This window comes from Pseudonocardia hierapolitana (genome assembly GCF_007994075.1).
GTDB classification, from domain to species: Bacteria; Actinomycetota; Actinomycetes; order Mycobacteriales; family Pseudonocardiaceae; genus Pseudonocardia; species Pseudonocardia hierapolitana.
This window is the reverse complement of the sequence record NZ_VIWU01000001.1, coordinates 7,333,347-7,356,165: the sequence shown is the minus strand read 5'-3', so window position 1 is coordinate 7,356,165 and position 22,819 is coordinate 7,333,347. Positions and strand designations below refer to the sequence as shown.

Genomic DNA, 22,819 nt, shown 5'->3' with positions numbered 1-22,819 from the left:
GCCCGTCACCGCGACTTGGGCTCCTCCGATGGCTGCTCCTCGCTACCGACCTGCTGGGCCAGCCGCTCGCCCGGGTCGGCGCGGCCGAGGTGCGCCTCGGCGCGGAAGCGCTCCACCAGGTGCGGGTAGTGCAGCTCGAACGCCGGGCGCTCCGACCGGATCCGGGGCAGCTCGGTGAAGTTGTGCCGCGGCGGCGGGCAGGACGTGGCCCACTCCAGGGAGTTGCCGAAGCCCCACGGGTCGTCCACGGTGACCACCCGCCCGTAGCGGTAGCTGCGGAACACGTTCCAGATGAACGGCAGCACCGACGCCCCCAGCACGAACGCCCCGATCGATGAGAGCGCGTTCAGGACCGTGAATCCGTCGACGGGCAGGTAGTCGGCGTAGCGGCGCGGGAAGCCCTCGTTGCCCAGCCAGTGCTGCACCAGGAACGTCAGGTGGAACCCGACGAACGTGAGCCAGAAGTGGACCTTGCCCCAGGTCTCGTCCAGCATCCGGCCGGTCATCTTCGGGAACCAGAAGTAGAGGCCGGCGTACGTGGCGAACACGATCGTGCCGAACAGCACGTAGTGGAAGTGCGCCACCACGAAGTAGGTGTCGGAGACGTGGAAATCCAGCGGCGGGGACGCCAGCAGGATGCCGGTCAGCCCGCCGAACAGGAACGTGATCAGAAAGCCGACGCTGAACAGCATCGGCGTCTCGAACGTGACCGACCCCCGCCACATCGTGCCGATCCAGTTCACGAACTTGATGCCAGTGGGGATCGCGATCAGGAACGTGGTGAGAGAGAAGAACGCGAGCAGCACCGCGCCGGTGGCGAACATGTGGTGCGCCCACACCGCGGCCGACAGCACACCGATCGCGATCGTGGCGAACACCAGCGTCTTGTACCCGAAGATCGGCTTGCGGCTGAACACCGGGATGACCTCGGTGATGATGCCGAAGAACGGCAGCGCGACGATGTAGACCTCGGGGTGGCCGAAGTACCAGAACAGGTGCTGCCACAGGATCGCCCCACCGTTGGCCGGGTCGAACACGTGGGAGCCGAGGTGCCGGTCGGCCAGTATCCCGAACAGCCCCGCCGTGAGCACCGGGAAGGCGATCAGCACGAGGATCATCGTGACCAGGATGTTCCAGGTGAAGATCGGCACCCGGAACATCGTCATGCCCGGGGCCCGCATGCAGACGATCGTGGTGGTGAAGTTGACGCCGCCGAGGATCGTGCCGAGACCGGACACGATGAGGCCCACCGCCCACAGGTCGCCACCCGCGCCCGGCGAGAACGTGGCGTTGTGCAGGGGCGCATAGGCGAACCAGCCGAAGTCGGCCGCCCCGCCCGGCGTGAGGAAGCCGGACATCACGGTGAGCCCGCCGAACAGGAACAGCCAGTACGAAAACGCGTTCAAGCGCGGGAACGCCACGTCCGGCGAGCCGATCTGCAGCGGCACGATGTAGTTCGCGAAGCCGAACAGGATCGGCGTCGCGTACAGCAGCAGCATGATCGTGCCGTGCACGGTGAACAGCTGGTTGTACTGCTCGTTCGACAGGAACTGCAGGCCCGGCACGGCCAGCTCGCCGCGCATCAGCAGGGCCATCGCGCCACCGACGAGGAAGAACGCGAACGACGTGACCAGGTAGAGGATCGCGATGTCCTTGGGGTCCGTCGTCCGCAGCATCCTGGCGAACGTCGAACCCTTCGGCGTTCTGCGGACCGGATACGGCGGCGTGATCGGCTTCGGCTCGACGGCGGTCATCGGTGCCTCCCTGCGTTGGGCTGCATGAATGACGGTAGGACCCGGCGACCGGCCTGTCAGCCCCCCGATCGACGGGTGCCCCGTCGAGCGCCGCTCCATGCTCGGGGAATGCGGTCTTCTACGATGTGTCGGTGACCCGACCCGCCTTCCTCGATCGCCTGCCGGACACCTCCCCGTCGGTGATGCGGGTGCTCGCGGTCGCCGCGGTGGTGGCGCAGGCCGGTATCGCGGTCACCGGGTCGGTCGTGCGCGTTACCGGTTCGGGGCTGGGCTGCCCGACCTGGCCGGAGTGCTTCCCCGGCAGCCTCGTGCCCACCCCGCACCCCGAGGTGGAACCCCTCACCCAGTGGATCGAGTTCGGCAATCGGCTGCTCACCGGTGTCGTCGTGCTGGTCGCGGGCGCGTGCTTCCTCGCGGCGCTCGGCACGCGCCCGCGGCGGGCCCGGCTCACCCGGCTCGCCCTCGTGCAGCCGCTCGGGGTGATCGCCCAGGCCGTGATCGGCGGGGGCGTGGTGCTGCTGGGGCTGGTGTGGTGGAGCGTCAGCGTCCACCTGCTCGTGTCGATGATCCTCGTCTGGCTCGCGATGCAGCTGGTCGCGGCCGCATCCGACGGTGCAGGCCCGCCGCGCAGGTTCGTCCCCGGGCCCGTCCGCGGGCTGGTGGCCACCAGCACCGCCGTCCTCGCCGCCGTGCTCGTCGCAGGCTCGTTCGTCACCGCGGCGGGACCCCACGCCGGCGACGCGCAGACCCCGCGGTTGCAGGTCGGCGTCGAGACCGTCGCGCAGGTGCACGCCGAGCTACTGGTCGGCTACCTCGGCCTGCTGGTCGGGCTGGGCTTCGCGCTGCGCGCCGTCGCCGCGCCGGCCCGGGTGCTGCGCCGGTACGCCGTACTGGTGGCGGTCGTCCTCGCGCAGGGATTGCTCGGCGGCATCCAGTACGCGCTCGGCGTGCCCGAGGTGCTCGTGTCGCTGCACGTGCTCGGGGCCGCGCTCGTCACGGTCGCGGCCGCGGCGATGTGGGCCGCGCTCACCGAGCGACCGGCGGTCCCCGCGCCCGCTCCGGCCCGCGCGCCCGCCCTCACCGACAGCGGGGCATGATCGGTCCGTGCGCGCGATCCAGATCAGCTCGGCAGGTGGCCCCGACGTCCTGACGCCGGTGGAGCTGCCGGACCCGCAGGCGGGGCCCGGCGAGCTCCTCGTCGAGGTGGCGGCCGCCGGCATCAACTACATCGACACCTACCAGCGCGAAGGCATCTACCCGATGCCCCTGCCCTACGTGCCCGGCCTGGAGGGCGCGGGTCGGGTGCGGGCCGTCGGCGAGGGCGTCGCCGGGTTCGCGGTGGGCGACCGCGTCGCGTGGGCGGAGAACCTGGGCAGCTACGCCGAGCTGGTGGCCATCGCCGCCGACAAGGCGGTCGCCGTGCCCGACGCGGTGTCCGACGACGTGGCCGTCGGCGCGCTGCTGCAGGGCATGACCGCCCACTTCCTCGTCACCGACTGCCACCCGGTGCAGGCCGGCGAGAACCTGCTCGTGCACGCGGCGGCCGGTGGCGTCGGGTTGTTGCTCACCCAGCTCGCCGCGGCGCGCGGAGGTCGGGTGATCGCGACGGTGTCCACCGCGGAGAAGGAGGAGCTGGCGCGTGGCGCAGGCGCTGCCGAGGTGATCCGCTACACCGAGGTGGACGACCTCGCCGCCGCGGTCCGCGAGCTCACCGGCGGCGACGGTGTGCACGTGGCCTACGACAGCGTGGGCGCCACGACGTTCGACGCGAGCCTCGCCTCCCTGCGCCGCCGGGGCATGCTGGTGCTGTTCGGAGCCAGCAGCGGGCCCGTGCCGCCGGTCGACCCGCAGCGGCTCAACGCCGCGGGCTCGGTGTTCCTCACCCGCCCCAAGCTGTTCGACTACAACGCCACCCGCGACGAGCTCACCGCCCGCGCAGCGGCCGTCTACTCGGCCGTGGCCGACGGCACCCTCGACGTGCGGATCGGCCACCGCTACCCGCTCGCCGAGGCCCGCACCGCCCACGAGGACCTGCAGGCCCGGCGGACGACGGGCAAGCTGCTGCTGATCCCGTGACGTGCCGGCCCGCGCCCGCCCACGCAACAGCCGGATCGAGCTGAAGTCCACCACCGAGACCCCGCGGTTGTCGGCGATCGCCCGGCGACGTCGACGGCCCGGGGTGAACGCCACACACCCGCGAGGGGCCTGATGGCCCCCTTGTGGCCTCGCCCGACCCGGAGTAGACCCGGGGTCGGAACCGGAGTGAGGTGGATCACAAATGGGTGGAAACAAGATCGTCGTCTACAAGGAGCCCGGCCGGGTCGTCGTCGAGGACCACGACCCACCGAAGCTCGAGGTGCCCGCCGACGTGTCGAAGAGCAAGGGCCTGACCCAGAAGGCCGTGCACGGGGTCATCCTGCGCAACGTCGCCACGAACATCTGCGGATCCGATCAGCACATGGTGCGCGGCCGCACCACCGCGCCGCCCGGGCAGACGCTCGGCCACGAGATCACCGGGGAGATCGTCGAGAAGGGCGAGGACGTCCAGTTCCTCGACGTCGGCGACATCGTCTCCGTGCCGTTCAACATCGCGTGCGGGCGCTGCCGCAACTGCCACGAGGGGCAGACCGGCGTCTGCCTCAACGTCAACCCGGCCCGCGCCGGATCGGCGTACGGCTACGTCGACATGGGCGGCTGGGCAGGCGGGCAGGCCGAGTACGTCATGGTCCCGTTCGCCGACTTCAACTGCCTGAAGTTCCCCGACCGGAACCAGGCGCTGGAGAAGATCCTCGACCTGACGATGCTGTCGGACATCTTCCCCACCGGCTACCACGGCGCCCACACGGCCGGCGTGACCACCGGCTCGACGGTCTACGTCGCGGGGGCGGGGCCGGTCGGGCTGGCCGCCGCCCACTCGGCGCAGTTGCTCGGCGCCGCCGTCGTCATCGTCGGGGACCTCAACAAACAGCGCCTGGAGCAGGCACGCTCGTTCGGCTGCGAGACCGTGGACATCTCCCTCGACGCCACGCTGGAGGACCAGATCGCGGAGATCCTCGGCACGAACGAGGTCGACTGCGCGGTCGACGCCGTGGGGTTCGAGGCGTCCGGGCACGGCGCGGATGCCGGCGAACAACCGGCCGCCGTGCTGAACTCGGTCATGTCGATCACGCGGGCCGGTGGCCGGCTCGGCATCCCGGGCCTCTACGTCACGGGCGACCCGGGCGCCCCCGACCCCGACGCCAAGGAGGGCACGCTCAAGGTCCGTCTCGGGCTCGGCTGGGCGAAGAGCCACGCGTTCACCACCGGCCAGTGCCCGGTTCTCAGGTACAACCGCGGGCTGATGATGAGCATCCTGCACGGCAAGGCCCAGATCGCGAAGGCGGTCAACGCCACCGTCATCCCGCTCGACGACGCCCCGCGCGGGTACCAGGAGTTCGACAAGGGCGCCGCCCGCAAGTACGTGATCGACCCGCACGGGATGATCCCGAAGGCAGCCTGAGCTGCGGTCGCGCATGACCTGCGGTTTCGGGTGCACATGGTCGTGCGTGAGGGTGTTGCCGGATCGGGCGTGTTGGCGCCCGATCATCAGCCTGTCACCGGGCCTTGATCGGTGTTTCGGTGCATTCGCGGCGGGATTCGGCCGTTTCCGCTCCGAAGCGTTGATCATGTCCGCCACACCGGCCTTCGGTGGCGCCGCACGATGCGCGGCGCCACCGAAGGCCCGACTGCCGTGGGCAACCGAAGCCTCGGATCATGCCCCCACGGCAGCGGAGCCGACGCGCCGGATCAGAAGGAGAGGACCGGCAGGCCGATCGCGGCATCCACGGCGATCGCCGCGAAGAGGCAGCAGAGGTAGATGTTCGAGAGGTGGAACAGGCGCATCGGGCGCGCCTCCACCCCGGCCAGCACGCCCCGGTGCAGGCGGTGGGCCTGCAGGACGAACCAGGTGCCGCCCAGCGCGGCGACGGCGGCGTAGATCCAGGAGGTGGCCGGGAGCAGCAGGAGCGACCAAGCGGCCATCACCCACGAGTACATGACGATGCGCCGCGACACCTGCTCCGGCGGCACCACCACGGGCAGCATCGGGACCTTCGCCGCGGCGTAGTCATCGCGGTAGCGCATGGCGAGCGCCCAGAAGTGCGGCGGCGTCCAGAAGAAGATCACACCGAACATCACCAGCGCCGGCCATTCGACCGATCCGGTGACCGCGGCCCAGCCGATCACCACCGGCATGCAGCCGGCCGCTCCGCCCCACACGATGTTCTGCGAGGTGCGCCGCTTCAGCAGGAGCGTGTAGACGAGCACGTAGAACGCGATGGCGGCCACCGAGAGGCCTGCGGCCAGCCAGTTGGTGGTGAGCCCGAGCCACACCGCGGAGAGCACGCCGAGCACGAGGCCGAACACCAGTGCGTGCCGCGTGGGCACCTGCCCCTTCGCGAGTGGCCTACGGCTGGTGCGCTTCATCACGGCGTCGATGTCGGCGTCGACCACGCAGTTGAGGGCGTGTGCGCTCGCCGCGGCCATCGCGCCGCCGAGCAGCGTGGCGACGATCAGCCACACCGACGGCACCCCGCGCTCGGCGAGGAACATGGCCGGCACGGTGACGACGAGCAGCTGCTCGATGATCCGGGTCTTCGTGAGCCCGAGGTAGGCGCGCACGGTGTCCCGCAACCGCTCCCAGCCGGACCGCGCGGCGCCGGGGACGCCCTGCGTCGGGTGGCCCGAGCGGGACACGGGCAGAGTCACCGGCACAACCTCGATCCGCGTGGTGGGGAACTCGCGGGCGCGAGTTCGCGGTCTATTTCTACGGCTTGTCGATGGTAGCCCGGGGCATGCCGACCCCCTCCGCCGGGTAGACCCCTGCCGAGGCGGGCGGCGCGTGATCACACACCGCACCCGGACGCGACTAGGCTGGTCGCTGAGCGAGTCAGCGCTGAGCGGTCGCGTCGAGGCGTACCGCGTGCACATCCCATCCGAACCGAGGGAAGAGCTGTGGCCGATACCGACATCGAGACTCTCACCCGCGCGAGCGTCCCCGACGACTGGACCGACCTGGACCGCCGGGCCGTCGACACGGTCCGGGTGCTGGCCGCCGACGCCGTGCAGAAGGTGGGCAACGGCCACCCCGGCACCGCCATGAGCCTCGCGCCGCTGGCCTACACGCTCTTCCAGCGCGTCATGCGGCACGACCCCTCCGACGCCGACTGGGTCGGCCGCGACCGGTTCGTGCTGTCCGCCGGGCATTCCAGCCTCACGCTCTACATCCAGCTGTTCCTCTCCGGCTACGGCCTGGAGCTCGACGACCTGAAGGCGCTGCGCACGTGGGGGTCGCGCACCCCTGGTCACCCCGAGCACCGCCACACGCCAGGGGTCGAGACCACCACCGGCCCGCTCGGCCAGGGCCTGGCCAACGCGGTCGGCATGGCGATGGCGGCCCGCCGCGAGCGCGGCCTGTTCGACCCGGACGCCGCCCCCGGCGAGAGCCCGTTCGACCACCACATCTACGTGATCGCCTCCGACGGGGACATCGAGGAGGGCATCTCCTCCGAGGCGTCATCGCTGGCCGGGCACCAGCAGCTCGGCAACCTCACGGTGATCTACGACGACAACAAGATCTCCATCGAGGACGACACCACGATCGCGCTGTCGGAGGACACCGCCAAGCGCTACGAGGCCTACGGCTGGCACGTCCAGGTCGTCGAGGGCGGGGAGAACGTCACCGGCCTGCTGTCCGCGCTCGAGAACGCGCGCGCGGAGACCACGCGCCCCTCCTTCATCGTGCTGCGCACGGTGATCGGCTTCCCCGCGCCGAACAAGATGAACACCGGCAAGGCCCACGGCTCGGCGCTGGGCGCCGACGAGGTCGCCGAGGTCAAGAAGATCCTCGGCTTCGACCCGGAACAGACGTTCCAGGTCGACGACGACGTCCTCGCCCACGCCCGCAGGGTGGTCGACCGCGGCCGCGAGGCGCACGAGGCCTGGACGCAGACCTACGACGCGTGGGTGGCCCGCGAGCCGGAGCGCAAGGAGCTCTTCGAGCGCGTGCTCGGCCGGGACCTGCCCGTCGGCTGGGAGAAGGCGCTGCCGAGCTGGGAGCCCGACGCCAAGGGCATCGCCACCCGCAAGGCCTCGGGCGAGGTGCTCACCGCGCTCAAGGACGTGCTGCCCGAGCTGTGGGGCGGCTCCGCCGACCTCGCGGAGAGCAACAACACCACGATGGAGGGCGCCGACTCGTTCGGGCCCACCTCCACCGCCACGAAGATGTGGAACGCCAACCCGTACGGCCGCACCCTGCACTTCGGGGTCCGCGAGCACGCGATGGGCGCGATCCTCAACGGCATCGCGCTGCACGGCCCCACCCGCCCCTACGGCGGCACGTTCCTCGTGTTCAGCGACTACATGCGCCCCGCGGTGCGCCTCGCCGCGCTGATGCGGTCGAGCGTGGTCTACGTCTGGACGCACGACTCGATCGGCCTCGGCGAGGACGGTCCCACCCACCAGCCCGTCGAGCACCTCGCCGCGCTCCGCGCGATCCCCGGCCTCGACGTCATCCGGCCCGGTGACGCCAACGAGACCGCCCACGCGTGGCGCGCCGCGCTGGAGCGGCCCGAGGGCCCGAAGGGGCTCGCGCTCACCCGGCAGAACCTCCCGGTGCTGGAGGGCACCTCGGCCGAGGGCGTCGCCCGCGGCGGCTACGTGCTGGCGGACGCCTCCTCCGGCGCCCCGCAGGTGATCGTCATCGCCACCGGCTCGGAGCTGCAGATCGCGGCCGAGGCCCGGAAGGTGCTCGAGGCCGACGGCGTTGCCACGAGGGTGGTGTCCATGCCGTGCGTCGAGTGGTTCGAGCAGCAGGACGAGGCCTACCGCGAGTCGGTGCTGCCGGCGGCCGTCCGGGCGCGGGTGAGCGTCGAGGCCGGCATCGCCCAGCCGTGGTACCGCTTCACCGGCGACGCCGGTGAGAACGTCTCGATCGAGCACTTCGGCGCCAGCGCCGACTACCAGACGCTGTTCCGCGAGTACGGCTTCACCACGGAGAACGTGGTCGCCGCCGCGAAGCGCAGCCTGGCCAAGACATCCTGAGCTGTTTCGGAGGAGTGAACAGACCATGAGCAACGATCGACTCGGGCAGCTGGCCGGGGCCGGGGTGTCCATCTGGCTGGACGACCTGTCCCGTGAGCGCCTGAGCAGCGGCAGCCTCCAGGAGCTGATCACCGACAAGCACGTCGTCGGGGTCACCACCAACCCCACGATCTTCGCCTCCGCGCTGTCCAAGGGCGAGGCCTACGACGCGCAGATCCGCGAGCTCGCCGGGCGCGGGGCGTCGGTCGAGGATGCGGTCCGCGAGATCACCGTGTCCGACGTCCAGCAGGCCTGCGACGTCTTCAGCGGCACGTGGGAGACCACGAACGGCGTCGACGGGCGCGTCTCGCTGGAGGTCGACCCCGGCCTCGCCCGCGACACCGAGGCCACCGTGGCCCAGGCCCTCGACCTGTGGAAGGCCGTCGACCGGCCCAACCTGCTCGTCAAGATCCCGGCCACCGAGCAGGGCCTGCCCGCGATCACGCGCGCGATCGCCGAGGGCGTCAGCGTGAACGTCACGCTCATCTTCTCCGTCGAGCGCTACCGCGCCGTGATGGACGCCTACCTCGACGGCCTCGATCAGGCCGCGGCCAACGGGCACCCGCTCGCGGGCATCGCCTCCGTGGCGAGCTTCTTCGTCTCCCGCGTCGACACCGAGATCGACAAGCGGCTGGAGGCGATCGGCTCCGACGAGGCCCTCTCCCTGCGCGGCAAGGCCGCCGTCGCCAACTCCCGGCTGGCCTACGCCGCCTTCCAGGAGGTCTTCACCTCCGAGCGGTGGAAGGCCCTCGAGGCGAAGGGCGCCCGGCCCCAGCGTCCGCTGTGGGCGTCCACCGGCGTGAAGAACCCGGACTACCCCGACACCCTCTACATCACCGAGCTCGTCGTCGCCGACACCGTCAACACCATGCCGGAGAAGTCGCTGCTGGCCTTCGCCGACCACGGCGAGGTGCACGGCGACCGTGTCACCGGCACCGCCGCCGAGGCGCAGCAGGTGTTCGACGCGCTGGAGCGGGTCGGCGTCGACCTGCCCGACGTGTTCCGGGTGCTGGAGGACGAGGGCGTCGACAAGTTCGAGAAGTCCTGGACCGAGCTCGGCGACACCGTCACCGGGCAGCTGCAGCAGGCCCGCTAGCAGCAGCGATCCGGAGGGAGCGCCCGCGGTGACCGCGCGACCGGTGCCATCCGAGGCGGAGATGCTCGCGCGCCTCGTCGAGGACGGAGTCGCCGCCCGCATCGCGGACGGCGACACGGCCCTGTGGCCGCGGGTCACCCGGCCCGGGTGGACGGGCGCGGTCCGCGCTGCGCGGCCGCTGGTCGGCGAGATCGCGGCGCTGGCCGAGCAACGCCGGGTGGCAGGCCAGGTCCGCGTGCTGCTCGCCGCCACAGGCGGCGCCGGAGTCGCCGCCGAGGCGCTGACCGGGTCGGATCCGCGGCTCGTCGTCCTGGACACCACCGATCCCCCGCAGGTCGCGGACGCCCTCGCCGGGGAGCTCGCCGCCACGGTGCTCGTCCTGTCGGTACCGCCCGGGGAGGACCCGGAACCGGTGCGGCTGCTGCGGGACACGGTGCACGCCGCCTTCCGGGCCGAAGGCCTGGACCCCGGCGCGCACACCGTCGTCGTGACGCCGCCGGACGGGCCGCTGCTGCCGGCGGCCGCGAGCCCCGACGGCACCATCACCGACGGCACAGTCGTGGTGCTCGGACCCGACGACGTCGACGGCCCCTGGGCCGCGTTCACCGCGTTCGCGCTCGTGCCCGCCGGACTCGCCGGCGTCGACGCCGGAGCGGTGCTCGCCGAGGCGGGCGAGATCCGGGCCGAACTCGACACCGCCGGCGGCGACGCGCTGGGCCTCGGTGCGTTGCTCGCCTCCGCCACCGCGGTCGCGCTCGCCGCGCCGGACGCGCCCGCACTCGCCGAGTGGGCGGCGCAGCTCGTGGCCGGCGGTCTCGGCAAGGACTGCCAGGGCCCGCTGCCGGTGGTGGTGGAGGGCCCGGATGCCCCGGAATGGGGCACGCTGCCCGCCGTCGGGTTGGGGGACGTGCCCGGAGCGGCGTTCGCCACCCGCGGATCGGTGGCCGAGCAGATGGCCACCTGGCAACACGCCGTCGCGGCGGCGGCGCACGTGCTCGGCGTCGACCCCACCGACCGGCCCGACGCGCTCGCCGAACCCGCTGCCGGCGCCGACGGCGGACCGGTGTTCAGCGAAGCGGGCGTCGACGTCCACGCCGGTGACTGGCTGCCTGCGGGCACCACCACCGTCGCCGACGCGCTGCGCGCCCTGGCGGGCGACGGGGCCCGCCACCTCGCGGTGCACGCCTACCTCGACCGCATCGAGGACGCCTCCGCCGCCGTCCTGCGCGCCGAGCTGACCCGCCGCACCGGCCTCCCCACGACGTTCGGGTGGGCGCCGCGCTGCCTGGCCGGCAGCGGCCAGCACGCCAAGGGCGGCCCGCCCGACACCCGCGTCTGCCAGATCACCGCCGACCCCGACGACCCAGGCCTGCGCCCGGAGGCCGCCGCCGCACTCGACGCCGTTCAGCAGGGGCTCGCGGAGGCCGACGCCGCCGCGCTCACCGCCCGCGGCCGCCCCGTACTGCGGCTGCACTTCACCGACCGGGTGGCCGGCCTGGTCACCCTGGCGCGCGCCGTGCAGCAGCTGTAGGAGACCTGGGATGATCCCCGCAACCCGAGTTCTCGACCACAGTCCACCGAGGAGTGAGATGAGCACCGCCACGTCCGCGGCCGCGGGGTGGACCAACCCGCTGCGCGATCCGCGGGACAAGCGCCTCCCGCGGATCGCGGGACCGTGCAGCCTGGTCATCTTCGGGGTCACCGGCGACCTGTCGCGCAAGAAGCTCATGCCCGCCATCTACGACCTCGCGAACCGCGGCCTGCTCCCGCCGGGCTTCGCCCTCACCGGTTTCGCCCGCCGCGACTGGGCCGACCAGGACTTCGGTCAGGTCGTCTACAACGCGGTGAAGGAACACGCCCGCACCCCGTTCCGCCAGCACGTGTGGGACCGGCTCGCCGAGGGCTTCCGGTTCGTGTCCGGCACCTTCGACGACGACGACGCGTTCGACCGGCTCGAGCAGACCGTCCAGGCGCTCGACCGGGAGCGCGGCACGGCAGGCAACCACGCGTTCTACCTGTCCATCCCGCCCGGCGCGTTCCCGGTGGTGCTCAAGCAGCTCGCCCGGTCCGGCCTGGCGAGGCAGGACGGCGATGGCTGGCGCCGGGTGGTCATCGAGAAGCCGTTCGGGCACGACCTGCGCTCGGCCATCGAGCTCAACGAGATCGTCAACGACGTCTTCCCCGAGGACTCGGTCTTCCGGATCGATCACTACCTCGGCAAGGAGACGGTGCAGAACATCCTGGCGCTGCGGTTCGCCAACCAGCTGTTCGAGCCGATCTGGAACAGCAACTACGTCGACAGCGTGCAGATCACGATGGCCGAGGACATCGGCCTGGGCGGGCGCGCCGGCTACTACGACGGCATCGGCGCCGCCCGCGACGTCATCCAGAACCACCTGCTGCAACTGCTCGCGTTCACCGCGATGGAGGAGCCGGTCTCGTTCTCCTCCGACGAGCTGCGCATCGAGAAGATCAAGATCCTCAATGCGACGAAGCTCGTCGGGCCGCTCGGCGAGACCACCGCGCGCGGGCAGTACACCGGCGGCTGGCAGGGCGGCGAGCTCGTCCGCGGCCTCACCGAGGAGGAGGGGTTCGACCCCAACTCGCGCACCGAGACGTTCGCGGCCATCACCTGCGAGGTCGACACCCGGCGCTGGGCGGGGGTGCCGTTCTACCTGCGCACCGGCAAGCGCCTGGGCCGGCGCGTCACCGAGATCGCGGTGATCTTCAAGCGGGCCCCGCACCTGCCGTTCGACGCCACGATGACCGAGGAGCTCGGTCAGAACGCGCTCGTCATCCGCGTGCAGCCGGACGAGGGCGTGACCCTGCGGTTCGGCTCGAAGGTGCCGGGCAGCCAGATGGAGGTCCGGGACGTGTCCATGGACTTCGGCTACGGCTCTGCGTTCACCGAGGCCTCCCCCGAGGCGTACGAGCGGCTCATCCTCGACGTGCTGCTCGGCGAGCCGTCACTGTTCCCGGTGAACGCCGAGGTCGAGCGCTCCTGGCAGATCCTCGACCCGGTGATCGAGCACTGGGCGCAGCAGGAGAAGGGTCCCGCCCCCTACCCGGCGGGGAGCTGGGGGCCGGACCCGGCCAACGCGATGCTCGACCGAACCGGCCGCAAGTGGCGCCGGCCGTGAGGAGGATGCAGTGAGGAGAACACGGCCATGATCGTCGATCTTCCCTCGAGCAACACGTCGGCCGTCAACCGCAAGCTGGTCGAGATGCGGGCCAGCGGCGGCGCGCTGACGATGGGCCGCGTGCTCACGCTGGTGATCGTCACCGAGGACGGTGCCGGGATCGAGGACTCGATCGCCGCCGCCAACTCCGCCAGCCACGAGCACCCGTGCCGGATCATCGTGCTGGCACGCGGGCAGCGGAAGGCGGCGCCGCGGCTGGACGCCCAGATCCGCGTCGGCGGCGACGCCGGTGCCAGCGAGGTCGTCGTGCTGCGCGGCTACGGCCCGCTCGCCGCGGACGAGGCGGGCGCCGGCATGGTGATGCCGCTGCTGCTGCCGGACGCGCCCGTCGTGGCGTGGTGGCCGGAGGAGGCTCCGGCCATCCCCTCGGAGGACCCGGTGGGCAAGCTGGCGACGCGCCGCATCACCGACGCGCTGTCGGCGAGGAACCCGATGAAGGCGTTCGAGCAGCGCCGGGCCAACTACGTCGACGGCGACACCGACCTCACCTGGACCCGCCTCACGCCGTGGCGCGCACTGCTCGCCACCGCGCTCGACGCCCCGCCGTTCGAGCCGGTCACCAACGTGGTCGTGGCAGGCGAAGCCGTCTCCCCGTCCACGGAGCTGCTCGCGGGCTGGCTCGCGGTGCGGCTGGACTCCAAGGTCAAGCGTTCGCCGGCGGCGTCCGGTCCCGGGGTGGTGTCGGTGCGGCTGGAGCGCCGCTCCGGGCCCGTCGAGCTCATCCGACCGGACGGGAAGGTGGGCACCCTGCGCCAGCCGGGGCAGCCGGACCGGCTGGTCGCGCTCGCCCGCAGGGAGGTGCGCGACTGCCTCGCCGAGGAGCTGCGCAGGCTCGACGCCGACGAGATCTACGGCGACGCGCTCGCCGGCGTCGGCCGCGTCGCGCGCGGTCGCACGCCGGTGAAGGTGCCGACGCTGGCGGGCGCGTGATGCCGGCCCCCGACATCGCGGTCCACGCGAATCCGGACGTGCTCGCCGCAGCGGTGGCGGCCCGGCTGGTCACCAAGCTCGTCGACCTGCAGGCGTCCGGCACCACGCCGAAGATCGTGCTCACCGGGGGCGGCACCGGCATCGGGGTGCTGGAGCAGCTGCGCGCCTCCGTCGCCCGCGACGCCGTCGACTGGGGCAAAGTCGAGTTCTACTGGGGCGACGAGCGGTTCGTGCCGCCCGACGACCCGGAGCGCAACGAGAAGCAGGCCCGGGAGGCGCTGCTCGACCACGTCCCCGTGGACCCGGCGAAGGTGTTCCCGATGGGCGCCGACACCGGCACCGGCCCTGGGGGCGCCGAGGCCGCGGCCGAGGCGTACGCGGAGGTCCTCCGGCAGGCCGCGCGACCGGAGGACCACGGGCCGGTGCCGTCGTTCGACGTGCTCATGCTCGGCATGGGCGGCGAGGGCCACACCGCCTCGGTGTTCCCGCACTCCCCCGCCGTCTACGAGACCGAGCGCACGGTCGTGGCCGTGCACGGCTGCCCGAAGCCGCCGCCCACGCGGGTGTCCCTCACGCTGCCGGCGATCCGCCGCGCCGCCGAGGTCTGGATCATGACGACCGGCGAGTCGAAGGCCGCGGCCGTCGCGATGGCCCTCGGCGGGGCCGGCGAGGTCGCGATCCCGGTGGCCGGGGCGCAGGGCAGGCGGCGCACCCGCTGGCTGCTCGACCGCACCGCGGCGGCCAAGCTCCCGCGCGACCTCGTGCCACCCATCGGCTAGTCGCTGGTGCTCCACGTGATCGTCGACGGCGCCAACGTCGTCGGCTCGCGGCCCGATGGCTGGTGGCGGGACCGGCCGGGCGCGGCCCGGCGGCTGGCCGGCCGGCTCGCCGCGGCGCTCACCGTCGACCCGGCCCGGCTCGCCGACGGCCTCGGACACCCCGGGGCCGATCTGCAGCTGCACCTGGTTCTGGAAGGTGCCGCCGCCGGCGTCGAGGACCTGCCCACGCACCCCCGCCTCGCCGTCGTGCGCGCCGAGGCGGACGGCGACACGGCGATCGCGGCTCTCGCCGCCGACCTGGTCGCGGAAGCCCAGGTCCTGGTGGTGACGGCCGACCGCGCGCTCCGCGAGCAGGTGCGCGACGCGGGCGCGACGACGCTGGGCCCGGGCACGTTCCTGAACGCCCTCCCCGCCCTCTAGCGGAAATGGGGCCGCTCAGGTGCGGCGGCGGCTCACGTTCGCGGCCGCCGCGCTCGCGCCGACCGCGCTCGTCACCGCCGACCGCCTCGGGAGCGGGGTGCTGTAGACCACGCTCGTCGTCACCTGGCCCAGGCCGGCGATGCGGCCCGTCACCTGCTCCAGGTGGCGCATGGAGCGGGCCCGCACGCTGAGCACGAAGCAGTCCTCGCCGGTGACGTGGTGGGCCTCGGTGACCTCGGGCGTCGTGGCGAGCAGGTCCCGGAACGGCTTGTAGTTCCCGTGCGGGTAGCGCAGGCGGACCAGCGCCATGATCGGCAGGCCCAGCTTCTCCGCGTCGACCTCGCAGCGGTAGCCGGTGATCACGCCGCTCTCCTCGAGCCGGCGTACCCGCTCGGTGACGGCGCTGGGCGAGAGGCCGACCAGCCGCCCCAGGTCGGCGTAGCTGGCCCGCCCGTCGCGCTGCAGTGCTTCCAACAGGCGCCAGTCCAGATCGTCCAGGGAATCCACGGCCACATGCCGAAACTACCGGGCATTCCACCTTCCAGCAGTGACGACGCGCTCCTAGCGTCGCGCACATGACCCTTTCGGTGAGCCCCGACGCCATCGCCTTCTTCGCCTCCCGCCTGGCCTTCCAGACCGACGTCGCCGACGTCCACGCCGCGTTCGCGAGCGGAGATCCCGGGTTCGTCCTCGTCGACTCGCGCGGCTCCGCCGCGTGGGTGCAGGGCCGGATCCCCGGCTCCGTCCACCTGCCCACCCCCGAGATCCCCGAGCGCGCGGCCGCCCTCCTCGACCCCGGCCTGCCGGTCGTCACGTACTGCTGGGGCCCGGGGTGCAACGGCGCCACCCGCGCTGCGCTCGCCCTCACGCGCCTCGGCTACGTCGTGCGGGAGATGCTGGGTGGTATCGAGTACTGGACGCGCGAGGGCTTCCCGGTGGAGGTGGACGGAGACATCGTCTGCTCCACGCCGGACCCGCTCACCGCTCCCTGCGGCTGCTGACCCGTTCGTCGTACCGAAGAGCAGCCGAGCACCCCCATGCAGGGCTCACCCCTGCTCGTCGGGAAGGCGGCCGTGAAGGTGGTCGTCGTACGCCGCCAGGTCCAGGAAGCCGTGGCCGCAGTAGTTGAACAGGATCACCCGCTCCTCGCCCGCCTCCTTCGCCGCGAGGGCCTCGTCGATCACGGCCCGGATCGCGTGGGCGGCCTCCGGGGCCGCGATCTTGCCCTCGGCCCGGGCGAACTGCACGGCCGCCTCGAACACCTTCCCCTGCGGGTACGCGACGGCCTCCATCCGGCCGTCGCGCACGAGCGCGGAGACCAGCGGCGAGTCACCGTGGTAGCGCAGCCCACCGGCATGGATCGACGGCGGTATGAAGTCGTGCCCCAGCGTGTACATGCGCAGCAGCGGGGTGAGGCCCGCGGTGTCGCCGAAGTCGTAGTCGAACCGTCCCTGGGTCAGCGTCGGGCACGACGTCGGCTCGACAGCCACGAGCCGCACCGCCGCGTGGGGTACGAACGGAAAGGCGATGCCCCCGAGGTTCGAACCGCCGCCGCACGGCGCGATCACCACGTCCGGCGTCCGCTCCCCCGCGAGCTCCAGCTGCTCCCTGGCCTCCAGCCCGATGACGGTCTGGTGCAGCAGCACGTGGTTGAGGACGGAGCCGAGGGCGTAGTGCGTGTCCTCGCGCGAGACGCAGTCCCGGACGGCGTCCGAGATCGCCGTGCCCAGCGACCCGGGGTGGTCCGGGTCGTCCACCGGTGAGGGGACCACCGAGCCGCCCCAGGTCTCCATCGCGACCCGGCGGTACGGCTTCTGCTCGTACGAGGCCCGCACCATGTACACCTGCAGGTCGAGGCCGAACTGCGCGCAGGCGAACGCGAGGGCGGTGCCCCACTGCCCTGCGCCGGTCTCGGTGGAGAGCCGCGTGATGCCCTCCTGGGCGTTGAAGAAGGCCTGCGCCACCGCCGTGTTGGGCTTGTGGCTGCCGGCGGGGGACACGGACTCGTCCTTGAAGTAGATGCGCGCCGGCGTGCCGAGGGCGCGCTCCAGCCGCACCGCCCGCACGAGCGGGGTGGGCCGCCAGAGCCGCAGGATGTCGAGCACCTCACCGGGCACGTCGATCCACGGCTCGGTGGAGACCTCCTGCTCGATCAGCGCCATCGGGAAGAGCGGGGCCAGGTCGTCCGGCCCGACGGGCTGGCGCGTACCCGGGTGCAGCGGCGGATCAACCGGCTTCGGCAGGTGCGGCGCGACGTTGAACCACGCGCTCGGGATTTTTTCGGGCGGCAACGTCCACCGGGTCATCACGACCTCCAGGCACTGTGGATCGGGCCCCAGCAGTATGGCTCCACGGTGCCCGCAGGCCACGTGGGAGAGTGGACGCGTGCGGCGGTTCGTGGGTGCGGTGGTCCTGGTGGCGGCCCTCGGTGGTTGCTCGGCCGCCGAGACGCCCACCCCGTCCGCGCCGCCACCTCCTCCTCCGCCGCCGCCTGCGGCGTGCCTGCTCGACACCGCCGCGCTCGGGGCGGCCACGGGCCTGTCCTGGACACCGGACGCGAACACGGCGAGCGACACCCGCTGCGTCTACGACCCGCCCGGCGCCCAGCGCCCGGTCGAGGGCCCGGCATTCGTGACGGTGGACGTCACCCAGGACCCGCCGACGGCGCTCGGCACGGTGGCCGAGCTCTGCGAGGACGGCTCCCGAGCGCCGGTCGGCACCGCCGGCTTCGTGTGCCGCTACCAGGGCGGCAACGTGTTCGCCGCCGTGGTGCACGACGGCAGGCTCGTGACCCTCTCCGCCTCCGCCGTACCGACCGGCACCACCGCAGCCCAGCTCGTCGTGGCGTTCGACCAGCAGGTGGCCGCGCTGAGCGGCTAGGAGGGTCCTGAACAACTCCGGCCGTAGCGAGCGGCGTCCAGGTGGTGCCATCGCAAGGCGGACGATCGGGCCGATACCGCTGTTGTATCGGTGCGATCGTCCAACGCGGCGAGGGCGCCGCCTGGACGCCGCGCAGTAGGTCGGAGTTGTTCAGGGCGCTCCTAGGGCAGCTCGCGCGAGGCGCGGAGGCGGTTGAGCGCCTCCTCGAGGATGGCCGCGCCGTCGGCGTCGCTACGGCGCTCCTTCACGTACGCGAGGTGCGTCTTGTACGGCTCCGTACGCGGCGGCGCGGGCGGGTTCTCCCCGTCCCGGCCGGCGGGCAGGCCGCAGCGCGGGCAGTCCCACGACTCGGGGATGTCCGCCTCGTTGGCGAACGACGGGGTGGTGACGTGGCCGTTCGCGCAGAAGTAGGGGATGCGCGAGCGCGGCGCCGTCTCGCCCCGCTCGGACTCACCCATCGGACCGGCCCCCACACGGGTGCCGCGGATCGCGTTGCCGCCGGACATCCCTTTGCCTCCCTCAGACCCCGACCCGGACCAGCAGCCCGGTGCCGATGATCGCGATCACCCAGATCGAACCGACGAACAGCGTGAGCCGGTCGAGGTTCTTCTCGACCACGCTCGACCCGGACAGGCTGGACTGCACCCCACCGCCGAACAGGCTGGAGAGCCCACCACCACGACCACGGTGGAGCAGGATCAGCAGCACGAGCAGCACGCTGGAGATGATCAGCACGATCTGCAGGGCCAGTTCCATCCGATCCTCATTCCCGAATTGCTCGCGCGCTCCGACAGCTGTGCCGGGGAACACCGAGGGTACCGTGATGGCGCTCGGCCCCCGCCGGGGGTCGTGGGTGGATACGCGTGCTGAGGCACTCGTATCCACCCACGACACGGTTACGGAAGAGGACCGCCCGCCGCGATCGCGCAGAGCTGCGCGAATTCGTCGGCGTCCAGGCTGGCGCCGCCGACGAGCGCCCCGTCGACGTCGGACTCGGCCACGATCTCGCCGACGTTCTTCGCCTTGACCGAGCCCCCGTAGAGGACGCGGACGCTGCCGGCGATGGCCTCGCCGTACTTCGCCGCCACCGCCTCGCGGATCGCCGCGCACACCTCCTGCGCGTCGGCCGCGCTCGCCACGCGGCCGGTGCCGATCGCCCACACCGGCTCGTAGGCGATCACGAGGGTCTGCGCGTGCTGGCTCTGAACCTTCTCCAGCGCCGCGGTGACCTGGCGGGTGGTGTGGGCGACGTGCTCGCCGGCCTCCCGCACCTCGAGGTTCTCCCCGACGCACAGGATCGGCACGATCCCGTGCTTGACCGCCGCGTGCACCTTCCGGTTGACCAGCGCGTCGTCCTCGCCGTGGTGCTCGCGGCGCTCGGAGTGCCCGACCACCACATATCGGCAGCCGAGTTTCGCGAGCATCGCTCCCGAGACCTCGCCGGTGTAGGCACCTGACTCGTGCGGCGACAGGTCCTGGGCGCCGTGCACCAGCCTGAGCCTGTCGCCGTCGATGAGGGTCTGCACCGATCGGATGTCGGTGAACGGCGGCAGCACCGCCACCTCGACCTTGTCGAAGTACTTCTCCGGCAATGCGAAGGCGATCTTCTGCACCAGCGCGAGCGCCTCGAGGTGGTTGCAGTTCATCTTCCAGTTGCCGGCGATGAGCGGCATTCGGACGGGCATCTACTTCTCCAGGACGGCGATGCCGGGGAGGGTCTTGCCCTCCAGGTACTCCAGGGACGCGCCGCCGCCCGTGGAGATGTGCGAGAACCCGTCCTCGGGCAGGCCGAGCGCCCGCACCGCGGCGGCCGAGTCGCCGCCGCCCACCACGCTGTACGCGCCCGAGTCGACGATCGCCTGCGCCACCCCTCGGGTGCCCTCGGCGAACGGGGCCAGCTCGAACACGCCCATCGGACCGTTCCAGAACACGGTGGCCGCGCCGGCGAGCACCTCCGCGAAGGCCGCCACGGAGGCGGGCCCGATGTCGAGGCCCTTCCACCCGTCGGGGATCGCGTCGGCCGCGACGGTCTGCGTCTTGGCCTCGGCGGAGAAGTCGTCGGCCACCACCACGTCGGACGGCAGCACGATCTTCCCGGTCTCGAGGAGCTTGCGGCAGGTGTCGATCTGCTCGCGCTCCAGCAGCGAGTCGCCGACGCCGTAGCCCTGGGCCGCGAGGAACGTGAAACACATGCCCCCGCCGACGAGCAGCGCGTCGACCTTCGGCAGCAGCGCCTCGATCACCGCGAGCTTGTCGGAGACCTTCGAGCCGCCCAGCACGACCGAGTAGGGCCGCTCCGGGGTCTCGGTGAGCCTGCGCAGCACCTCGACCTCGGACAGCACCAGCCCGCCCGCGTACGCCGGCAGGTCCTGCGCCACGTCGTAGACCGAGGCCTGCTTGCGGTGCACCACCCCGAACCCGTCGGAGACGAACGCGCCGCCCGGACCGGTCAACGCGGCGAGCTCGTGGGCGAGCGCCGCGCGCTCGTCGTCGTTCTTGGACGTCTCGCGCGGGTCGAACCGGATGTTCTCCAGCAGCACGACCCCGCCGTCGGCCAGGGCGCCGACGGCGGCCTGCGCCTCCTCGCCGTGATCGGCGAGGGTGACCTCGGCGCCGAGCAGCTCGCCGAGCCGCCCGGCGACCGGGCCGAGGGAGTACTTCGGATCCGGACCGCCCTTCGGGCGGCCCAGGTGCGCGGTGACCACCACCCGCGCCCCGGCCTCCCGCAGCTTCGCCACGGTGGGCACCGAGGCGCGGATCCGGCCGTCGTCGGTGATCGTCGTGCCGTCGAGCGGGACGTTGAGGTCCGAGCGGACCAGGACGGTCCGCCCGGACACGCCCTCGGCGAGGAGGTCGTCGAGCGTCTTCACAGCTTGGAAGCCACCAGGTCGGTGATGTCGACGAGGCGGTTCGAGTAGCCCCACTCGTTGTCGTACCAGCCGAAGACCTTGACCTGGTTGCCGATCACCTTGGTGAGCGGCGCGTCGTAGATGCAGGACGCCGGGTCGGTGACGATGTCGGAGGAGACGATCGGGTCGTCGCTGTAGCGCAGGTAGCCCTTCAGCGGGCCGCTCTCCGCCGCCGCCTTGTACGCCGCGTTGACCTCGTCGACCGAGACCTCCTTGCGCAGGTCGACGGTGAGGTCGGTGATCGAGCCGGTGGGCACCGGGACGCGCAGCGAGTAGCCGTCGAGCTTGCCGTTGAGGTGCGGCAGCACGAGGCCGATCGCCTTCGCGGCACCCGTGGAGGTGGGCACCACGTTCAGGGCGGCGGCGCGGGCGCGGCGCTTGTCCTTGTGCGGGCCGTCCTGCAGGTTCTGGTCCTGCGTGTACGCGTGGATCGTGGTCATCAGACCCTTCTCGATCCCGAACGCGTCGTCGATCACCTTCGCGAGCGGCGCGAGGCAGTTCGTGGTGCAGGACGCGTTGGAGATGATGGTCTGCGAGCCGTCGTAGGCGTCGTCGTTCACGCCCATGACGACGGTGAGGTCGGGCTCCGTCGCGGGGGCGGAGATGACCACCTTCTTCGCGCCGGCGTCCAGGTGCTTGCTGGCGCCCTCGCGCTTGGTGAAGATGCCGGTCGACTCGACCACGACGTCGACGCCGAGGTCCTTCCAGGGCAGCTCGGCGGGGTCGCGCACGGCGAGGCCCTTGAAGCCCTTGCCGTCGACGATGATCTCGTCGTCGGTGTGGCTCACCTCGTAGGGCAGCCTGCCGAGGATCGAGTCGTACTTGAGCAGCCCCGCCAGCGTGGCGTTGTCGGTGATGTCGTTCACCGCGACGATCTCGATGTCGGTGGTGCCGGCCGCCCGCTGGGCGTCCACCGCTCGCCAGAAGTTGCGGCCGATGCGACCGAACCCGTTCACGCCCACCCGCACGGTCATGTGCGCCTCCTGTACCGCTCTCGCGTGTCTGGAACCGGCATCAACCCTAGTCGCTGGTCACGGGACGGATACGCCCAGGCCCTGTATCGATTCTGACGGCATCGATTCCGCCGAACCTACGGCCGACGCGCGACGAGCTCCCCCTTGCCGACCGGGATCGTCGTCACCGCGGTCAGATCGCGGCGCAGCAGAGCCTCCAGGGGAGCGATCTCGCCCGGGTGCGACAGCGCGTTGTCTGCGACGAGCACGCCGCCCGCGCGCAGTACGCGGACCGGATGCGGCCACCAGGACGGGTACTCGGTGCGCTCCGCGTCGAGGAACAGCATGTCGACCTCGCCGTCGCCGAGCCCGGCGAGCCCCGCGCCCCCGTCCTCGAGCCGGAGGTCGACGTAGCCGGCCAGACCCGCTTCGGCGAGGCTCGCGGCAGCGTCCGCCTGGGCCGCGGGGTCGGTGTCGAAGCTGGCCACCCGGCCGCCGGTGGCGCGGGCGGCGTCGGCCAGCCAGAGCGTGGAGACGCCGCGAGAGGTGCCGATCTCCACGATGTTCCGCGCGCCGACGGCCTGGGTGAGGAACCAGAGGAAGCGACCCGCGTCCGGTTCCAGCACACGCCACCGGTTCAGCCTGTCCTCCTGGGTGGCGTCGTGCCGCGCCGCGGCGTCGGCCACCCTGTCCATCACCGCCCGAACCGCGTCATCCACGCCGTGATCGTGCCACTGATCCGGATGCGGCTTGGCCGCCCGCCCGCCCTGCAGCACGAT

Annotated in this window: 22 protein-coding genes; 12 read left to right on the top strand and 10 right to left on the bottom strand. The window is 72.1% G+C overall.

What is annotated here, in order from left to right; genetic code table 11:
- Positions 1 to 5: 5 nt before the first annotated feature.
- A complete protein-coding gene (ctaD, locus tag FHX44_RS34740) occupies positions 6 to 1,754 on the bottom strand; it encodes an aa3-type cytochrome oxidase subunit I (RefSeq protein ID WP_147259647.1) in 1,749 nt (582 codons plus the stop codon).
- Between the two features lie 131 nt (positions 1,755 to 1,885).
- Between ctaD and FHX44_RS34735 the strand changes: the two genes are divergently transcribed.
- The 3 genes from FHX44_RS34735 to fdhA all read left to right on the top strand — a co-directional run bounded on the left by FHX44_RS34735 (position 1,886) and on the right by fdhA (position 5,253).
- Positions 1,886 to 2,851, top strand: a complete 966-nt coding sequence (locus FHX44_RS34735) for a COX15/CtaA family protein (protein WP_147259646.1) — start codon at positions 1,886 to 1,888, stop codon at positions 2,849 to 2,851.
- A 7-nt stretch (positions 2,852 to 2,858) separates the two neighbouring features.
- On the top strand, positions 2,859 to 3,830 hold the full coding sequence (locus tag FHX44_RS34730) for a quinone oxidoreductase family protein (RefSeq protein ID WP_147259645.1): 972 nt from the start codon (positions 2,859 to 2,861) through the stop codon (positions 3,828 to 3,830).
- Between the two features lie 202 nt (positions 3,831 to 4,032).
- Positions 4,033 to 5,253: a formaldehyde dehydrogenase, glutathione-independent gene (gene fdhA, locus FHX44_RS34725; RefSeq protein WP_147259644.1), complete on the top strand. Its 1,221-nt coding sequence runs from the start codon at positions 4,033 to 4,035 to the stop codon at positions 5,251 to 5,253.
- Between the two features lie 287 nt (positions 5,254 to 5,540).
- Here the strand turns inward: fdhA and FHX44_RS34720 are convergent, their stop codons facing one another.
- Positions 5,541 to 6,494: a heme o synthase gene (locus FHX44_RS34720; RefSeq protein ID WP_425469210.1), complete on the bottom strand. Its 954-nt coding sequence runs from the start codon at positions 6,492 to 6,494 to the stop codon at positions 5,541 to 5,543.
- A 252-nt stretch (positions 6,495 to 6,746) separates the two neighbouring features.
- On the opposite strand from FHX44_RS34720, the gene tkt reads away from it, so the two are divergent.
- The 7 genes from tkt to FHX44_RS34685 are packed head-to-tail and all read left to right on the top strand — an operon-like array spanning position 6,747 to position 15,298.
- Positions 6,747 to 8,834 (top strand): transketolase, encoded by a 2,088-nt coding sequence (gene tkt / locus FHX44_RS34715; RefSeq protein ID WP_147259643.1) that lies wholly within the window; start codon positions 6,747 to 6,749, stop codon positions 8,832 to 8,834.
- Positions 8,835 to 8,859: 25 nt separating this feature from the next.
- Positions 8,860 to 9,969, top strand: coding sequence for a transaldolase (gene tal, locus FHX44_RS34710; protein ID WP_147259642.1), 1,110 nt, complete (start codon positions 8,860 to 8,862; stop codon positions 9,967 to 9,969).
- A gap of 28 nt (positions 9,970 to 9,997) precedes the next feature.
- Positions 9,998 to 11,500 (top strand): glucose-6-phosphate isomerase, encoded by a 1,503-nt coding sequence (locus FHX44_RS34705; RefSeq protein WP_147259641.1) that lies wholly within the window; start codon positions 9,998 to 10,000, stop codon positions 11,498 to 11,500.
- A gap of 58 nt (positions 11,501 to 11,558) precedes the next feature.
- Complete coding sequence (gene zwf, locus FHX44_RS34700; protein ID WP_147259640.1) at positions 11,559 to 13,109, top strand: glucose-6-phosphate dehydrogenase; 1,551 nt, start codon at positions 11,559 to 11,561, stop codon at positions 13,107 to 13,109.
- A gap of 27 nt (positions 13,110 to 13,136) precedes the next feature.
- Positions 13,137 to 14,099: a glucose-6-phosphate dehydrogenase assembly protein OpcA gene (gene opcA, locus FHX44_RS34695; RefSeq protein ID WP_147259639.1), complete on the top strand. Its 963-nt coding sequence runs from the start codon at positions 13,137 to 13,139 to the stop codon at positions 14,097 to 14,099.
- Positions 14,099 to 14,878 carry a 6-phosphogluconolactonase gene (gene pgl, locus FHX44_RS34690; RefSeq protein WP_147259638.1) on the top strand — a complete coding sequence of 260 codons (780 nt, stop codon included), beginning with the start codon at positions 14,099 to 14,101 and terminating at the stop codon, positions 14,876 to 14,878. Before opcA ends, pgl begins: the two co-directional genes overlap by 1 nt.
- 6 nt (positions 14,879 to 14,884) lie before the next feature.
- On the top strand, positions 14,885 to 15,298 hold the full coding sequence (locus tag FHX44_RS34685; protein ID WP_246170750.1) for a hypothetical protein: 414 nt from the start codon (positions 14,885 to 14,887) through the stop codon (positions 15,296 to 15,298).
- Between the two features lie 15 nt (positions 15,299 to 15,313).
- On the opposite strand, the gene FHX44_RS34680 is transcribed toward FHX44_RS34685, so the two are convergent.
- Complete coding sequence (locus FHX44_RS34680) at positions 15,314 to 15,811, bottom strand: Lrp/AsnC family transcriptional regulator (protein WP_147259636.1); 498 nt, start codon at positions 15,809 to 15,811, stop codon at positions 15,314 to 15,316.
- Positions 15,812 to 15,873: 62 nt separating this feature from the next.
- Between FHX44_RS34680 and FHX44_RS34675 the strand changes: the two genes are divergently transcribed.
- Positions 15,874 to 16,299 (top strand): rhodanese-like domain-containing protein, encoded by a 426-nt coding sequence (locus tag FHX44_RS34675; protein WP_147259635.1) that lies wholly within the window; start codon positions 15,874 to 15,876, stop codon positions 16,297 to 16,299.
- Between the two features lie 45 nt (positions 16,300 to 16,344).
- On the opposite strand, the gene FHX44_RS34670 is transcribed toward FHX44_RS34675, so the two are convergent.
- Positions 16,345 to 17,604 (bottom strand): TrpB-like pyridoxal phosphate-dependent enzyme, encoded by a 1,260-nt coding sequence (locus tag FHX44_RS34670; RefSeq protein WP_147259634.1) that lies wholly within the window; start codon positions 17,602 to 17,604, stop codon positions 16,345 to 16,347.
- A 79-nt stretch (positions 17,605 to 17,683) separates the two neighbouring features.
- Here FHX44_RS34670 and FHX44_RS34665 point away from each other — a divergent pair, with 79 nt between their 5' ends.
- A complete protein-coding gene (locus tag FHX44_RS34665; RefSeq protein ID WP_147259633.1) occupies positions 17,684 to 18,178 on the top strand; it encodes a hypothetical protein in 495 nt (164 codons plus the stop codon).
- A gap of 161 nt (positions 18,179 to 18,339) precedes the next feature.
- On the opposite strand, the gene FHX44_RS34660 is transcribed toward FHX44_RS34665, so the two are convergent.
- The 6 genes from FHX44_RS34660 to FHX44_RS34635 all read right to left on the bottom strand — a co-directional run bounded on the left by FHX44_RS34660 (position 18,340) and on the right by FHX44_RS34635 (position 22,759).
- Entirely contained in the window at positions 18,340 to 18,684 is a 345-nt protein-coding gene (locus FHX44_RS34660; RefSeq protein WP_142101529.1) for an RNA polymerase-binding protein RbpA, read from the bottom strand.
- A gap of 13 nt (positions 18,685 to 18,697) precedes the next feature.
- On the bottom strand, positions 18,698 to 18,934 hold the full coding sequence (gene secG, locus FHX44_RS34655) for a preprotein translocase subunit SecG (protein ID WP_147259632.1): 237 nt from the start codon (positions 18,932 to 18,934) through the stop codon (positions 18,698 to 18,700).
- Positions 18,935 to 19,074: 140 nt separating this feature from the next.
- The gene (gene tpiA, locus FHX44_RS34650) at positions 19,075 to 19,863 is read right to left on the bottom strand and encodes a triose-phosphate isomerase (RefSeq protein WP_147259631.1); all 789 of its coding nucleotides are present in this window, start codon (positions 19,861 to 19,863) and stop codon (positions 19,075 to 19,077) included.
- Positions 19,864 to 21,048, bottom strand: a complete 1,185-nt coding sequence (locus tag FHX44_RS34645; protein ID WP_147259630.1) for a phosphoglycerate kinase — start codon at positions 21,046 to 21,048, stop codon at positions 19,864 to 19,866.
- On the bottom strand, positions 21,045 to 22,061 hold the full coding sequence (gap, locus tag FHX44_RS34640; protein WP_147259629.1) for a type I glyceraldehyde-3-phosphate dehydrogenase: 1,017 nt from the start codon (positions 22,059 to 22,061) through the stop codon (positions 21,045 to 21,047). The genes FHX44_RS34645 and gap overlap by 4 nt, the downstream gene beginning before the upstream one ends.
- A 116-nt stretch (positions 22,062 to 22,177) precedes the next feature.
- Complete coding sequence (locus tag FHX44_RS34635) at positions 22,178 to 22,759, bottom strand: O-methyltransferase (RefSeq protein ID WP_212612784.1); 582 nt, start codon at positions 22,757 to 22,759, stop codon at positions 22,178 to 22,180.
- Positions 22,760 to 22,819 lie beyond the last annotated feature (60 nt).